The organism is Chromohalobacter sp. 11-W, assembly GCF_029889905.1.
In the GTDB taxonomy this organism is placed as follows: domain Bacteria; phylum Pseudomonadota; class Gammaproteobacteria; order Pseudomonadales; family Halomonadaceae; genus Chromohalobacter.
The window spans coordinates 290,834-305,846 of record NZ_JARANZ010000003.1; the positions used below are offsets into that span (position 1 = coordinate 290,834).

Sequence of the window (15,013 nt, forward strand, 5' to 3'; positions counted from 1 at the left end):
GCAAGCATGTCAGTAATGGCAAGAAGCCGTTTTCTCGCACGAGAGGAGCCAGTCGGTGAAGGCGGCAAGGTCGTCAAAAATGCGTGCATGACCGAGGCCTGTGCCCTTTAGCTCAGTGCGCGCTCCCTTGCCTGTACGTACCAGAGCGCTTTGACATCCCATGGCATCGCCGGCCTGTAGGTCGCGCAGGCTATCGCCCACCATCCAGCTACCTTCAAGCGTTTCTAGCCCGAGTGCATCGCGTATGCGCTCCAGCAGCCCGGGCAAAGGCTTGCGGCAGGAGCAGTCATCGTCCGGCCCATGGGGACAATAGGCGATGTGGTCGATTTTGCCGCCAGCAACATTCACCAGTGTTTGCATCTCGGTATGCATCGCCTCGAGGGTGTCTACATCGTAATAGCCACGTGCGATGCCCGATTGATTGGTAGCCACCGCAACTGTCCAGCCGGCTTGCGTTAAGCGTGCAATGGCCTCGATGGCCTGAGGGTAAGGGAGAAATTCATCGAGCGATTTTACGTAGTCATCGCTGTCCCGGTTGATGACACCGTCTCGGTCGAGGATAACGAGTTGAGGCATGGAGGCTCGCGGCTATCAGGAAAACTGCTGTCAATTATCGCGGCTAAGTGCACCGACTGCAAAAGTACGCCATGTTTCACGTGGAACAATTCTTGAGCTACGAGCTACGAGCTACGAGCTACGAGCTACGAGCTACGAGCTACGAGCTACGAGCTACGAGCTACGAGCTACGAGCTACGAGCTGAAGAGGGAAGAGGGAAGAGGGAAGAGCGCATTCTCGGCGCTAAATCTGGGGTGCCATGTTTCACGTGAAACATTTGTAGCTGACACGCGGGGAAGAAAGAAGAGGCTAGGAGGCTGGCTGGTGTAGTTAGTAAGCGTGAATGCCGATGAGCATTTTGTTCCACGTGAAACACAAAAGGGTGGCCCCGATAAGGGCCACCCTTTTCGTCTGCAACGCGCATGCGGTTATTGCTGCAACTGGGCGATATCCGCGATTTCCAGGAACAAGGCCTGGAGGCTGGCCAGCAAAGCAAGGCGGTTGCGACGCACGGCATCATCCTCGGCCATGACCATGACGTCATCGAAGAACGCGTCGACAGGGCCTCGCAGGCGTGCCAGAACGTCCAGTGCCTCGCTGTAACGAGCGGCATCGATCAATGGGCGTACCGCCTGATGGCACTGCTCTAGCGCCTCACTCAGCGTCGTCTCGGCTTCGGCTTGCAGAAGAGAGGCATCCACGGCGGTAGCGCCGTCGTGCTGCTGCTTGGCGAGAATGTTGGAGACACGCTTGTTAGCCGCCGCCAGCGCTGCTGCTTCTTCCCGCTGACTGAAGGCATGCACGGCTCGAATCCGGCGCGCGAAATCGAGCGGCCGCGTCACTGGTCGAGAGCGCACCGCCAGATAAACTTCAACGGCGATACCTTCGTCTTGGGTCCAGGCGCGGAAGCGATCAAGCATGTAGTCGAGCACATCGTCGATCAGGCCGTCAGCCTTGGGTAGCTCGCCATGCTGAGCGGCGGCGAGTTCGAGCAGTTCGCGCAAGTCGAGATCGAGCTCACCCTTGACCAGGATGTTGAGAACGCCGATGGCGGCGCGACGCAGGGCGAAGGGGTCCTTGGTGCCCGTGGGACGCTGGCCGATACCGAAGATGCCGGTCAGCGTATCCAGGCGGTCAGCCAAGGCCAAGGCCAAGCCGGTCTGCGTCTTGGGTACGTCGTCGCTGGCGAAACGCGGCAGGTACTGCTCGTGGAGTGCTTGCGCTACTTCTTCCGGTTCACCGTCCTGACGGGCGTAGTAGGTGCCCATGATGCCCTGGAGCTCGGGGAATTCCAGCACCATCTCGGTGACCAGATCGCACTTGGCGAGCTGTGCGGCACGTTGAGCATGGTCGACGTCGCCACCGATCCGAGCGGCGATGAGCGCACCGATGGTCTGCATGCGTCGCGCCTTGTCACCCAGCGTACCCAGCGACTTCTGGAAGACCACGTTATCCAGCGCATCGCGCCGCGAGGCCAATGTCTGTTTGCGGTCGGTATCGTAGAAGAAAGCGGCATCGGCCAGACGCGGGCGGATGACTTTCTCGTTGCCCTCGATGACCTGCTGTGGATCGCGACTTTCGATGTTGGAGACGGTGATGAAGGCCGGCTTGAGTTGTCCCTCGGCGTCGAGCAGGTGGAAGTATTTCTGATTGGCCTTCATCGACGAGATCAAGCACTCGGCGGGTACTTCGAGGAAGCGCTCGTCGAAGCTGCCAGTCAGCGCCACTGGCCATTCGACCAGGCCGTTGACTTCGTCGAGTAGGTCGTCGTCGATGACGGCCGTGGCGTCGTTGACCTCTGCCTCGGCCAGCACCTGCTCGCGGATGCGCTCACGTCGGCGGTCGTTATCGGCTAGTACGAAGGCATTTTCGAGCACATCCAGATAGTCGTCGGCGTGCGCCAGCTCGATGGCCTGCGGGGCATGGAAGCGATGCCCTTGGGTGGTGCGGCCGGCTTCGAGGCCGAGTACCTCGGCGGACACCACGTCCTGGCCGTAGAGCATGACCAACCAATGCACGGGGCGCGAAAATTCGAGCCGAGAGGCGCCCCAGCGCATGTTCTTGGGCACCGGCAGGGCATTGACGGCACGCTTGAGTATGGCCGGCAGCAGCGCCGTGGTGGCTTCGCCCGGTTCCTGATAGCGATAGCCGAGCCAGGTACCCTTGTCGGTTTCCAGATGGATCAGGTCCGCGACGCTGACCCCGCAGGAACGCGCGAAGCCTTCCGCGGCCTTGGTGGGCTCGCCGTCCTTGAAGGCGGCGGCCAGGGCGGGGCCGCGCCGCTCGATCTCGCGATCCGGCTGCTTGTCGCCAAGCGCCTCGATGCTGACTGCCAAACGGCGTGGCGTGGCGTGGGCATGAGCTGCTTCGAAGGGAACCTCGGCGTCGGTAAGGCCATTTGCGATACCGTCGCGCAGGGCATTGGCGAGGGATTCGATGGCGCCTGGCGGAAGCTCCTCGACGCCGAGTTCGACCAGTAGGGTGTTGGATGCCATTCTTACGCGTCTCCCTCGTTGCTTTCTCGGCTCAGCAGTTCCTGACGGATGGCTTCGGGTGCCATGGGGAACCCGGCTGCCTTGCGCGATTCAAAGTAGGCGTGGGCGACGTCACGGGCCATGGTGCGCACACGCAGGATGTAACGCTGACGCTCGGTGACCGAGATAGCGTGCCGGGCGTCGAGCAGGTTGAAAGTATGCGATGCTTTGAGCACGTGCTCGTAGGCGGGCAGGGGCAACCCTGCGTCGAGCAGCTTTTGGCATTCGCCTTCGCTGTGGTCGAAAGCCGAGAACTGATAGTCGACGTCGGCGTGTTCGAAATTGTAAGCCGACTGTTCGCGTTCGTTCTGTAAGTAGACATCGCCGTAGGTGACGGATGAACCATCGGGGGCGTAGTTCCATACTAGGTCGTAGACGCTATCGACGTCTTGCAGGTACATGGCGATGCGTTCCAGGCCGTAGGTCAACTCGCCGGTGACCGGATAGCATTCGATGCCGCCGGCTTGTTGGAAGTAGGTGAACTGGGTCACTTCCATACCGTTGAGCCAGACTTCCCAGCCGAGGCCCCAGGCACCTAGGGTAGGAGACTCCCAGTTGTCTTCGACGAAGCGAATGTCGTGGACCTGCGGGTCGATGCCGAGACGCTCGAGCGAGCCCAGATACAGCGCCTGTAGCTCCAGGGGGGAGGGCTTCATCACCACCTGGAACTGATAGTAGTGCTGCAAGCGATTGGGGTTCTCGCCATAGCGCCCATCGGTGGGACGGCGCGATGGCTGCACGTAGGCGGCATTCCAGGTCTCGGGGCCGATGGAGCGCAGGAAGGTCGCGGGATGAAAGGTGCCGGCTCCGACTTCCATGTCCAGGGGTTGCATGATTACGCAGCCCTGTTCGGCCCAGTACTGTTGCAGGGCAAGGATCAGGCCCTGGAAGGTTTTCACGTCTGGCGTCGACTGTGTCATTGGTGAAGTACCGTTGGCCCATGAATTCACGAACTGCCAAGTATACAATTAGCGGTTAATCGGTTATAGGCACCGTGACGAAAAGCACGCTTCCGTGTGGGTGCACGACTTGAAGGAATCGACGACATGATCGTAGTGACGGGCGGTGCCGGTTTTATCGGCGCCAATCTAGTGAAGGCTCTGAATGCACGCGGCCACGAGGATGTGCTCGTGGTCGACGACCTCTCCGACGGCACCAAGTTCGTCAATCTCGCCGACTGCACGCTGGGTGATTATCTCGACAAGGATGACTTCCTGGCGCGTGTGAAGGCCGAACTGCGCGGTGAGCCGAGCGCCTTGCCGCCGATCGAGGCCATCTTCCACGAAGGGGCCTGTTCGGATACTACCGAGTGGGACGGCAAGTTCATGCTCGAGAACAACTTCGAGTATTCCAAGGTGCTGCTGCATTTTTGCCAGCACAAACGCATTCCCTTTCTGTATGCGTCGTCGGCGGCGACCTACGGTGGCAGCGAGGTATTCGTGGAGGCACCGGAGCACGAGAAGCCGCTCAACGTATACGGCTATTCCAAGCTACTGTTCGACCAGTACGTGCGCGTTCACTGGGAGGAGTTCGAGGCTCAGGTGGTGGGTTTCCGCTATTTCAACGTCTATGGCCCGCGCGAGCAGCACAAGGGCAAGATGGCCAGCGTCGCCTATCACCATCACACGCAGGTGCAGCGTGGTGAGAACCCCAAGCTGTTCGGTGCCTGGGAAGGCTATGAAGCCGGTATGCAAAGCCGTGACTTCATCTATGTCGGCGACGTGGTGGACGTCAATTTATGGTGCCTCGACAACCCCGAGGTGTCGGGCATCTTCAATCTGGGCACCGGCCGTGCGGAACCGTTCAAGGCCATCGCCGAGACGGTGATCGATTACTACGCCACCGGCAAGATCGACTACATCGCCTTTCCCGAAGAGCTCAAGGGGCGTTATCAGAGCTACACCCGCGCGGATATCTCGCGCCTGCGTGAGGCGGGCTACCCGGCGGAATTCAAGACCGTGCGCGAAGGCGTCAACGCCTACCTGGATTGGTTGAATGGCTGACGACATCGCTACCTCCCCACGCCTGCTCGTCGTCGGCCCTTCCTGGGTCGGTGACATGGTCATGGCGCAGAGCCTGTTCATGACGCTCAAGGCGCGTTATCCGGAGGCCTACCTTGGCGTACTGGCCCCGGGCTGGTCGCTGCCGATTCTGGCGCGCATGCCCGAGGTCGACGAGACCGTTGCGCTGGACGTCAAGCACGGCGAATTCGGTTGGGCCACGCGGCGCAACGTGGCGCGCACGCTGAAGGGCCGCTTCGACCGGGCGATCGTGTTGCCGCGCTCCTGGAAATCGGCGCTGGTGCCGTTCCTGGCCCGCATCCCTGAGCGCTTGGGTTTCCAGGGCGAGCAGCGCTACGTGGTGCTCAATGCACGCCGTGAGCTCGATAAAAGCGTGCTGAATCAAACCGTGAAGCGCTTCGTCTCGTTGGGCCTGCCTGAGGACGAGGCGCAAGCCGGGGATTTTGCGATTCCCACGCCGCGCCTCGAGGTCAATGCCGACGAACAACGCCGCCTGCACGAGACGCTGGGGCTCTCGGATCGTCCTGCCATTGGCATGATGCCGGGCGCCGAGTTTGGACCGTCCAAGCAGTGGCCGCTAGCGCATTTTCGCACCCTGGCGGAGCGCCTGGTGGCCGAGGGCTTCGAGGTGCGGGTGATGGGTGGCCCCAAGGACGCCGACGCCGGTGAGACGATCAGCCAAGGGCTGGATGGCGTGCATAACCTGTGCGGGCGTACCAAGCTCACCGAGGTGGTGGACCTGCTCGCTGACTGCCAGCAAGTGGTCACCAACGACTCGGGGCTGATGCACGTGGCGGCGGCGGTGGACACGCGCGTGCAGGCCATTTACGGCTCGTCCTCGCCGGCCTACACGCCGCCTCTGACCGAAAACGCCGAGATCCACGATCTGTATCTGTCATGCTCGCCGTGCTTCGCGCGTGACTGCCCGCTGGGACACACTAATTGTCTGCGTCATCTCGAACCGGCGCGGCTGTTGGCGGCGATTCGGCACGCGGCGCTCAGTTGACCCCTTTCCACATGTAGGTTTGCAGCGCGTCTTCCTCCGCCATGTGGTCGTTGATGGTCTCCAGGCCGTATTCTTCGACCAGCGTGGGGGCCTTGGCGAATAGTGAGCGCCCCAACCCGGCAGCGCGTGCGTCCAGCGTGAAGCCCATGGCTTCGAGTACCGTCGGGTAGACATCGACCATCGATCCCTGGCGCTGGATGCGCTTCCCGGCCGGGACCCCCTCGCCAAGCATCATGAAAGTGTTTTCGCGCTCGGCGTCGACCAGCTGCGGCCACTCCGAGTTCTTCATGCTCAGGTGGTCGCTGGAGATCACCACCAGGGTATTGTCGAGCAGGCCTTCCGCGTCGAGCCGCTTCAGGAAACGACGTACCAGCCAGCCCGTGCACTTCACCGAATATAGGATATCGACGCCGTCGAACTTGCCTTGGTTCTCCAGGCACGCCTGAGCCGGGTTGCCGAACGGCGGATGCGCCGCCAGGGTCAGGGCGAACATGGCATAGGGTTGGCGGTCGTCATTCTCGGCGAGCTTGCGAATGCGTTCGGTGGCCATGTCGAGCAGGGTATCGTCGTAAAGGCCCCAATCGTTGAGGTAATCCGGCGGCGTGACCTGATCCTCCAGCTCGTCGCGGCCCAGCGCGCGGTCGAAGCCATGTCCCTCGTAGAACACCTTCTTGCCGGCGAAACGTGTACTGGCCCCGCCCATGTAGGTGAGATCGTACCCTTTGGCATCGAGCAGGTCGCCCAGGCACTGGGTGTGCGGGAGTACCTCGTCGAGCGGCTCGAACTGGTTGTCATGTTTCAACCCGGCGGGAATCAGCGGCACGCCGCACTGGGTGGCGACCATGCCGGCGGTTGTCCAACCGGTATTGTCGAGCTGCTTGAGCCCCTCGAAGACGGTACCGCGCTTGCCGAGCTCGGCGAGATCCTCATAGGCGTCGCCGAAGGTGTCGCGGTTGGCGTAGGTTCGCTCGGTGCTCTCTAGATAGAGATAGATAAGATTGGGGCGCGTTTGCGGCTCGCTTTCAATGCTCGGGACGCGGTAGTGATCGCGCAACCAATCACCCTCGGTGACCACCGAAGCGCCGCGTTGCGAGAGACCGAACAGCAGCGGATTGAAGGCCAGCAGGAAGAGCGCGCCGACACGCTCCCACAGCCGCCACCGGTGATCGGCGCGTACCAGCCAAGTAAAGGCCATGAGCATGACGATGGCGCATAGGGTGAAGATCACCGCGGCGACGACGCGGCCTTCGCCGCCATGCTCGGTCATCCCTGCCTGTAAATGGAAAATCACCGCGCCCAGATCCACCTTGCCGAAGCTATCGTCCAGGTACAGGTAGATCCACCACAGGGCCAGCGGAATCGACGACCAGGGCAAGACGCGTCGCGTGCTAGAGCGCTGCGCGGGATGGCCCCAGCGAAAATACCAGGCGATGGCGACCCACACTGCCGCGACGGGAAACAAAAACCAGTGACTGGTGATGGTCAGTGTGGTGAAGAGATACCCCAGGCATAAGCCGAGGTAGGTAAGCACGCTCCAGCGGAGGATGGCGGGCGGCAGCTTCATCATAAGAACGCGTCCTTGTCTTTATGACTAGAGTATGACAGCGAAGAAGCCGATCTGACTCATCGTTGCGGCATTTGTTCGAGTTCGTAGAGCTCGTTGAGCTTGGCGTACTTCATGTAGGCATGAAACGCCGTGGTCAGAGCGACCGTCATGCCGTCCATTCCCTGGAGCATGCCGCCCTTGAAGACCAGCTTGCGCAGCATCGCGTTGACGGCGTGCAGCGTCGGGCGCAGTCGTGAGGGGCGTACACCGCGCTCTTTCATCGCCCAGGCATCGCGGCTGGAGAGCGCGTCGATGCGCCGGATCCAGTGCGACATGTCTTCGTAAGTGAAATGTCGCAAGTGCGCAGTGGTGGCCTCGACCTTGGGGGCCTCGACCGAAGAGTGCGCCTTCTTGGGCAGGTAGCCGGCGGTAGTGCGGTTATAGAGGCGTACCACCGAGTCCGGGTAGAAGCCCGCGGCGCGAATCCAGTGCCGAGCCACGTAGTTCTTGCGTCGAAAGCTGTAGGCGGTCTGTGGATCATCGAGGGCGAGCGATTCGATCAGGGTTACGGCGTCGTCGTCGAGGCGCTCGTCGGCGTCCAGGGCCAGGATCCAGTCATTCTTGGCGAACGGCACGCCGTGCGCCTTTTGTGGGCCGTCGCCGAGATAAACCTGCGCGATCACCCGAGCGCCCTCGGCCTCGGCAATCGCCACGGTGTCGTCGCTACTCAGCGAGTCGACGACGATGACTTCGTCGCAGACGCGTGACAGCGAACGCACGCAGTCGGCGATATTGGCTTGCTCGTTGAGGGTGATGACGATACCGGTCAGCGGTTGCATGGCGTTTCCTCGGTGGCCGTTGGCGTCGGCCAGGCGTCGGCGATTTGGCGTGCCACCGCTGCGATGTCGATACGCGACATATCGCTGGCGGAGGCGTCGTCGGCCGGTGGGCTGAAGGCCAGGCGGCGTGTCTCGGCGTTGCAGGTTTGCCAGCGTAGCGGCGTGGCCGAGCGCTTGGCGGGGTAGAAGCCGATCGTGGGCCGGTTGAGCGCCCCGGCGATGTGCAAGGGCCCGGTCGAACCGGCGACGAAGACATCGGCGGCGGCCAGGGTCGTGGCGAAATCGGTCAGGCTGGCGCGTGGTGGCATGAGCACTGCATCGACATCGCGCGCATTGAGCGTCTCTACCAGGTGCTGGGCAACGGCTTCCTCGCCAGGACCATAAGTAAGCACCCACTTCGGAGGTGCGGCAAGATTGGCGCTGATTGCCTGAGCAAGATCCGCGTATTGCGCCACGCTGAGATTGACTGCCGAGCCGCCGCTGCCGGGATGCAGAAACCACCAGGGGCGTGTCGGGGACAGCGACAGTTCGTCGCTCAAGCGCTGGCGTTGGGCGTCGCGCGTCGCATCGGGCAGTGGCCAGTAAGGCGGCGTCAGCGTTGGCATGTCCTGGCCGAGGGTGTGCAGCAGGGCGGCGGCCAGGTCCTGATTGTAGACGTACTCGGGTTTCTGCGATCGCGACCTACGTTGTTTAATGCGAAAGTTGTAAAATACCTGAGCCCATTTGGTGGCGGGCGCCATGCGCAGGGAAATGCCGGCGCGCCACCCCAGCCACCCGATACGTGGCGTGGAGAACAGCGTCAGCAGGGCGTCGAACTTTCCGGCGCGAAGCTGCGCGAGCAAGTCTTTCTGCTGGCGTCGCGGCGCGGCGCCGCCCGGGTCGAGAATCACCTCGTCGATCCATGGGCAGGCATGCGCCAAGGGCGCCGTATAGGGGGGCACCAGCACGGCAACATGGTTGTCGGGGTGGGCACTCTTTAGGCAGGCCAGGGCCGGCCAGGCGAGCATGAAGTCGCCGAGCTTGTCGTTGCGTACCACGAGGATGCGCTGTGGGCGCGACTGGGTCATCGAGTCTCCTGTGCCCGGTGGCGTCGACGCGTGAGTCGAACATTGTCCGAGGAGCTTGCCTTGCAGCACAAGGTTTTGCACATCTGTTTATCCCGCGGCTGGGGCGGGCTGGAAATGTACCCTGCGCGCATTATACCCGAGCTGGCCCGCCAGGGGTGGCGCGCCTATGTGCTGACGCTCGAAGGAACGCGTCTGGCCCAGACGTTGGCCGACTGCGCCAACGCCTGCCGCTTCGTCAATGCACGCTGCACGCTGGCCCGACATGTGTCCGGGCTGTGCGAGATTTACGCGGATGCCGCATAGCCGAGACGGCAGACCCCCTAGCGATAGAACTTACGGAACCACTGCATTGCTTCAAACACTGCCGGCGAGAACTCGGCGCCCTCGATCGGGTCGAGCTGACGGTCGACGATCTCCCACTGACCGGTGCCATCGACCACGGTGATGCGGTCCGGCTCGATGATGCCGTAGTCGATGTAGCTGCTGGACTCGACCCAAGGATGGTCGATGCCAGGCTCGAGCAGGTCCTCGCCCATGGCGTAGTCGGAGAGCGGATTGCTGCAACCCAGGGCGTGGCGCATCAGCATGGGGGCCACGTCGAGGTGGCTGGTCATGCCCGCGACCTCGCCCGTCTCGACGCCAGGTCCGTTGACGAGCATCGGCACGTGGGTCTGCGGCGAGGCGAAGTGACTGTTGTGGCCCCAGTAGTTCTTGTCGAAATCATCGAATGATTGGCCGTGATCGGCGGTGACCACCAGCATCGTGTTCTCCCATTCACCCTTGGCCTTGAGATCGTCGATCACACGGCCGAGCAGGGCATCATCGTAATGTACGGCATTGCGATGGCGGTTGAAGGAGGGCACCGGATCGGTATCGGGACCCAGCTCGAGATAATCCATGTTCTGGATAGACGGCTGAAAAGGTTGAGCAGCATCGGCCGGCACGTCATAGCCGTGTGGCGCATCGTAGAACAGCATGCCGAACCACGGTGACGCGTCCTCTTGCTCTTGCTGATCCAGCCACTTCAACCAGTCTTCGGTCATCCTCTCGTCCCGGCCCGCGGGCGAGTTACCCGGCGTGCTCAATCGCAGGGGATCGACCGAGGAGAAAATCGTGCGATCGAAACCGACGCTATCGAGGCTGGCCGAGGAGAAGATGCCCAGCGCGTAGTCCTGCTTCTGTAGCTGGGTGATCAGCAAGGGGGGCGTCTGGGTGTCGTCGAGATAGGCGTAGTAGTTGCCAGTGAGGCCGTAGAACAGGCTCATCGTCCCGTTGCGGGTAGCATTGCCGCCGCTGTAGTGATTCAGATAGCGGCGTCCGTTCTCGTTCAATGCGGCATAGAGATTCGGCGTGTTTTGAGGTCCGTATTCGTCGGCGCGCCACGAGTCGATCAACACCACCATGACATTGGGGGTGTCATCGGGCTGGCAACTTAGCGGGCTCTTGGGCCAGTCGAGATTTTGTGCCTGCTGGGTGTTGAGATCGGCGTTTGCGGCGCGGGCAGCGCGGGGGTCGAGCCAGCCGTGATCCTCCATGAAATCCTTGGCGGTCGCCGGGAACAGCAGCGGATAGATCCCCACCTGCTGGGTCACGCTACGCATATAGCGAGCATCGGCGACGACATGCACTGCGTGGCTGCCGACCAGGGCCAAAAGCACCAGGCTACAGGCCAGGCCGACCGGTACGCGGCGACCACGCCTGCCCGCGACCAGGCGGTGGGCGAGCCAGCCTTCCACTGCCAGCGCCACCAGCACGCAGCTGGCCACTACAAGCCAGGTCGAGGTCGTGAAGCTGAAAATCTCGCCATTCTTGTCGTTCAGAAACAGCGAGACCATGAAGTAGTTCACGTGGAAGCGGTACTGGGCGTAGACCACGGTATCCAGTAACAGCGCACATAGCCCGAGTGCGCCTAATAGCGCCGCTGGCAGCCATAGCCAGCGGGCCTTCAACAATAGTGCCAACACACCCAGCGGCAACCAGGCGAGCAATACCAGCATGCCGAAATGGCCGACCCAGGTCAGGATCAGATACGCCACTCCCATGGCATCGTCGGGGATCGCGAGATACGGCACATAACGCAGGGCGATCAGCCACACGAGCGGGAGTTGCAACAGCGCAAAAATCAGAGTGCTGCGCCAACGACGCCTCAACGTATCGTGCATGCAGATCACCTTATTGTGAGTCACCGGGAGCGTTTCGATAACCATCGACAATGGCGATGAAAGCGTGTTCCGCATTGGCGGGCGAGAAGCGAACGAGCGAGCGCTTGAGGCGTGCCAGGTTGCTCTCTTGCCAGCGCCCCGGGGGGCGCAACCGGCAGCGGTCGAAGTCGATCAGCCAGACGCGATCGTCGGCGTCGACGAGCAGGTTGCGAGCATTGAGGTCGACGTGGTCGAGCCCGGCGTCGTGAAAACGGCGCACGGTATGCCCGACCCGCTTCAGAAGGGCGGGCGTCGCCGTCGGCAGGCGCTCGGCCAAGGCCGTGACATCGGGAATAAGCCGCGTGATCAGCGTGGCGGTGTAGCTCGGGCCGTGTCGCCACACGCCAGCGGCCACCGGCGCGGGCACCGGCAGGCCGCGCTGCTTGAGTTCAGCGGTCAGGCGCATCTCGCGAAAGGCGCGGGTGCGCTCGAGCCCGGTCCACACATAGCGCGCGTCGCTGAGCCGGGCGATCAGGCCACCGCGTCGATAGGGCCGCAGCGCCCAGCGCTCGTCGCCGCAGGCGACGAAAAGGCTCGCCCCACGCCCCGGCGCTTCGCCGAGTACGGCGTCGCGCTCGTGCCAGAAGTCCGGGGTCAACCAGCGTGGGTCGATTTGTGGCCCGTGGCCGGCGTCACATAGAATGTCGGCATCATATAGAATGAATGCCTGTCCCGTTTGGAATGTTGCCAACCGCATGAAGCATCCTCTGCCCGTCCGTCCCGCGCATATTTGTGTACTACGACTGTCCGCGCTAGGCGATGTCTGCAACCTCGTCCCGACCATTCGCGTGCTGCAGCGCCTATGGCCCGATGCCCGCATCACCTGGATCATCGGCAAGGGGGAGCACAGTCTACTGGCCGGTCTATCAGGGGTCGAGTTCATCGTCTATGACAAGGCCTCGGGCTGGGCCGGCATGCGTGAGATCTGGCGTCGGCTCGGCGACACGCGCTTCGATGTGCTGTTGCACATGCAACAGGCGCTGCGCGCCAGCGTGCTTTCTCTGGGCCTCAAGGCGGACCTGCGTATCGGCTACGACAAGGCTCGGGCCAAGGATTGGCAGCACTGGTTCACCCACCGTCAACTGGCGCTGCATGCCCACGCGCATGTCCTGGAATCGTTTCTCGACTTCGCACGCTTGTTGGGCGGCGAGGAGCGCGTCGACGCCGAACCCTTGCGCTGGGACCTGGCGATCCCCGACAGCGCCTACCAGGAAGCCGTACGCGTCACCGGCGAGGCGCCTTATGTGGTGATCAGTCCCTGCGCCAACCCGCGCCTGCGCAATTTCCGCAACTGGTCCGCCGAGGGCTATGCGGCAGTGATCGCGCATGCCTGGGAAGAGCACGGCCTGCGTACGGTAATGACCGGGGGCAATAGCGCCCAGGAGCAGGAAATGGGCGCGCGCATTCGCGCCCTATGCGCGGAAGGGGCGGTCATCGATGCCATCGGCGGCACCTCGCTCAAGGGTCTGCTGGCCATGCTCGACCGCGCACGCATGGTGATCGCCCCCGACTCCGGGCCGGTGCACATGGCCAACGCCCTGCGCACGCCTACGCTGGGGCTTTTCGCCACCACCAATCCCGATCGCGCGGCGCCCTATTGCTGGCGGCGTTTCGTGGTCGACCGCTATCCCGATGCCGTGCGTCGTTATCTGCACAAGTCACCGGAGGTCATCCCGTGGGGCACGCGCGTGCGGCACCCCGACGCCATGAGCCTGATCCGTGCCGACGACGTCATCGCCCAATTCGATGCCTTGCTGGATGCCTCGCCGTCCGCTTCGCCCCGCTCGGAGCCCGACCATGAAGCTTGATCTGACCGTTCTCGAACAGGCCCGCCTGCTGGTGGTGGGTGACGTCATGCTCGACCGTTATTGGCACGGCGGTACCTCACGTATCTCGCCGGAAGCGCCGGTGCCGGTGGTCAAGGTCGGTGAATCGGAAGACCGTCCCGGCGGCGCCGCCAACGTGGCGCTCAATATCGCCGCGTTGGGCGCGCACGCCGCGCTGGCGGGCGTGGTTGGTGAAGATGACAATGCCGCGTTGCTCAAGGCGAGCCTTGAAGCTTCCGATGTAAGTACTTACTTTCATCACAGCCCTGAAATTCCGACGATCACCAAGCTGCGTGTGATGAGTCGCAACCAGCAGTTGCTGCGTCTCGACTTCGAGGAATCGCTGTGGGAGATCGACACCCAAGGCCTGACCGAGCGCGTCGAGGCAGCGTTGCCCGACGCCGACGTGGTGATCCTCTCCGACTATGGCAAGGGCAGCCTCAACCGCGTCGAAACGCTGATTGCCATCGCGCGTCAGGCAGGTAAGCGCGTGCTGGTCGATCCCAAGGGCCACGCCTTCGACAAGTATCGCGGGGCGAGCATCATCACTCCCAATCTGGGCGAGTTCGAAGCGGTAGTGGGGCCATGCCCCGACGATGCCACGCTCGCCGAGAAGGGCGAGCAGCTACGCGCCGACTTGCAGCTCGAGGCGCTGCTGGTCACGCGTAGCGAGAAGGGCATGACGTTGATCCGCGAGGGTCATGCGCCGCTGCATCTGCCGACGCATGCGCGCGAGGTCTTCGATGTCACCGGCGCCGGGGATACCGTCATCGGCGTACTGGGATTGGCGCTAGCGGCGGGCCACGGCTATCCCGAAGCGATCATGCTCGCCAACCTGGCGGCGGGGCTGGTGGTCGCCAAGCCGGGCACCGCGACATTGTCCATCGCCGAGCTCTACACGGCGCTGCATGGCGACAAGCTTGCCGAATTCGGCCCCATCGAGGAAAGCGCATTGGTCGACGCGGTGCGCGCGGCCAAGCTGCGCGGCGAGCGCGTGGTGATGACCAACGGCTGCTTCGACATCCTGCATGCCGGCCATGTCGCCTATCTCGAGCAGGCCAAACGGCTGGGAGATCGGCTGATCGTGGCCGTCAACGACGACGCCTCCGTGGCGCGCCTCAAGGGCCCCAAGCGGCCGATCAACGCCCTCGAACGCCGCATGCAGGTGCTGGCGGGCTTGAGTGCGGTAGATTGGGTGGTGCCCTTCGCCGAGGAAACCCCGGCACGCCTGATCGCCGAGGTACTGCCCGATGTGCTGGTCAAGGGCGGCGACTATCGTCCCGAAGACATCGCCGGCGGCGAGGCGGTGATCGCCGATGGCGGTGAGGTCCGGGTGCTCAACTTCGAGGATGGCGTCTCCACCACGGCGATGATCGGCACCATTCTCGACCGTGAAGGCTAAGGCTATGTACGAAAA

The 15,013-nt window shown here is 62.8% G+C and carries 13 protein-coding genes; 5 read left to right on the top strand and 8 right to left on the bottom strand.

Annotated elements, in window-relative coordinates; translation table 11 throughout:
- Positions 1 to 9: 9 nt before the first annotated feature.
- From gmhB to glyQ, 3 genes are all read right to left on the bottom strand, one after another.
- Positions 10 to 576, bottom strand: a complete 567-nt coding sequence (gene gmhB, locus OP494_RS06375; protein ID WP_280539880.1) for a D-glycero-beta-D-manno-heptose 1,7-bisphosphate 7-phosphatase — start codon at positions 574 to 576, stop codon at positions 10 to 12.
- A gap of 408 nt (positions 577 to 984) precedes the next feature.
- Complete coding sequence (glyS, locus tag OP494_RS06380) at positions 985 to 3,051, bottom strand: glycine--tRNA ligase subunit beta (protein ID WP_280539881.1); 2,067 nt, start codon at positions 3,049 to 3,051, stop codon at positions 985 to 987.
- A gap of 2 nt (positions 3,052 to 3,053) precedes the next feature.
- On the bottom strand, positions 3,054 to 4,010 hold the full coding sequence (gene glyQ / locus OP494_RS06385; RefSeq protein ID WP_280539882.1) for a glycine--tRNA ligase subunit alpha: 957 nt from the start codon (positions 4,008 to 4,010) through the stop codon (positions 3,054 to 3,056).
- Positions 4,011 to 4,136: 126 nt separating this feature from the next.
- On the opposite strand from glyQ, the gene rfaD reads away from it, so the two are divergent.
- A complete protein-coding gene (gene rfaD / locus OP494_RS06390) occupies positions 4,137 to 5,093 on the top strand; it encodes an ADP-glyceromanno-heptose 6-epimerase (RefSeq protein WP_280539883.1) in 957 nt (318 codons plus the stop codon).
- The gene (gene waaF, locus OP494_RS06395; RefSeq protein ID WP_280539884.1) at positions 5,086 to 6,117 is read left to right on the top strand and encodes a lipopolysaccharide heptosyltransferase II; all 1,032 of its coding nucleotides are present in this window, start codon (positions 5,086 to 5,088) and stop codon (positions 6,115 to 6,117) included. Before rfaD ends, waaF begins: the two co-directional genes overlap by 8 nt.
- On the opposite strand, the gene OP494_RS06400 is transcribed toward waaF, so the two are convergent.
- The 3 genes from OP494_RS06400 to OP494_RS06410 are packed head-to-tail and all read right to left on the bottom strand — an operon-like array spanning position 6,110 to position 9,569.
- Positions 6,110 to 7,684 carry a sulfatase-like hydrolase/transferase gene (locus OP494_RS06400; RefSeq protein ID WP_280539885.1) on the bottom strand — a complete coding sequence of 525 codons (1,575 nt, stop codon included), beginning with the start codon at positions 7,682 to 7,684 and terminating at the stop codon, positions 6,110 to 6,112. The two genes, waaF and OP494_RS06400, sit on opposite strands and share 8 nt — an antisense overlap.
- Positions 7,685 to 7,740: 56 nt before the next feature.
- On the bottom strand, positions 7,741 to 8,502 hold the full coding sequence (locus tag OP494_RS06405; RefSeq protein ID WP_280539886.1) for a glycosyltransferase family 2 protein: 762 nt from the start codon (positions 8,500 to 8,502) through the stop codon (positions 7,741 to 7,743).
- Positions 8,490 to 9,569: a glycosyltransferase family 9 protein gene (locus OP494_RS06410; RefSeq protein ID WP_280539887.1), complete on the bottom strand. Its 1,080-nt coding sequence runs from the start codon at positions 9,567 to 9,569 to the stop codon at positions 8,490 to 8,492. The genes OP494_RS06405 and OP494_RS06410 overlap by 13 nt, the downstream gene beginning before the upstream one ends.
- A 60-nt stretch (positions 9,570 to 9,629) precedes the next feature.
- Between OP494_RS06410 and OP494_RS06415 the strand changes: the two genes are divergently transcribed.
- Positions 9,630 to 9,872 (top strand): hypothetical protein, encoded by a 243-nt coding sequence (locus tag OP494_RS06415; protein WP_280539888.1) that lies wholly within the window; start codon positions 9,630 to 9,632, stop codon positions 9,870 to 9,872.
- 17 nt (positions 9,873 to 9,889) lie between these two features.
- Here the strand turns inward: OP494_RS06415 and OP494_RS06420 are convergent, their stop codons facing one another.
- Entirely contained in the window at positions 9,890 to 11,731 is a 1,842-nt protein-coding gene (locus OP494_RS06420; protein WP_280539889.1) for a DUF3413 domain-containing protein, read from the bottom strand.
- Positions 11,732 to 11,741: 10 nt separating this feature from the next.
- Positions 11,742 to 12,467 carry a 3-deoxy-D-manno-octulosonic acid kinase gene (locus OP494_RS06425; protein ID WP_280539890.1) on the bottom strand — a complete coding sequence of 242 codons (726 nt, stop codon included), beginning with the start codon at positions 12,465 to 12,467 and terminating at the stop codon, positions 11,742 to 11,744.
- On the opposite strand from OP494_RS06425, the gene OP494_RS06430 reads away from it, so the two are divergent.
- Positions 12,466 to 13,578, top strand: coding sequence for a glycosyltransferase family 9 protein (locus OP494_RS06430; protein WP_280539891.1), 1,113 nt, complete (start codon positions 12,466 to 12,468; stop codon positions 13,576 to 13,578). The two genes, OP494_RS06425 and OP494_RS06430, sit on opposite strands and share 2 nt — an antisense overlap.
- The gene (gene hldE, locus OP494_RS06435; protein WP_280539893.1) at positions 13,568 to 14,998 is read left to right on the top strand and encodes a bifunctional D-glycero-beta-D-manno-heptose-7-phosphate kinase/D-glycero-beta-D-manno-heptose 1-phosphate adenylyltransferase HldE; all 1,431 of its coding nucleotides are present in this window, start codon (positions 13,568 to 13,570) and stop codon (positions 14,996 to 14,998) included. Before OP494_RS06430 ends, hldE begins: the two co-directional genes overlap by 11 nt.
- Positions 14,999 to 15,013 lie beyond the last annotated feature (15 nt).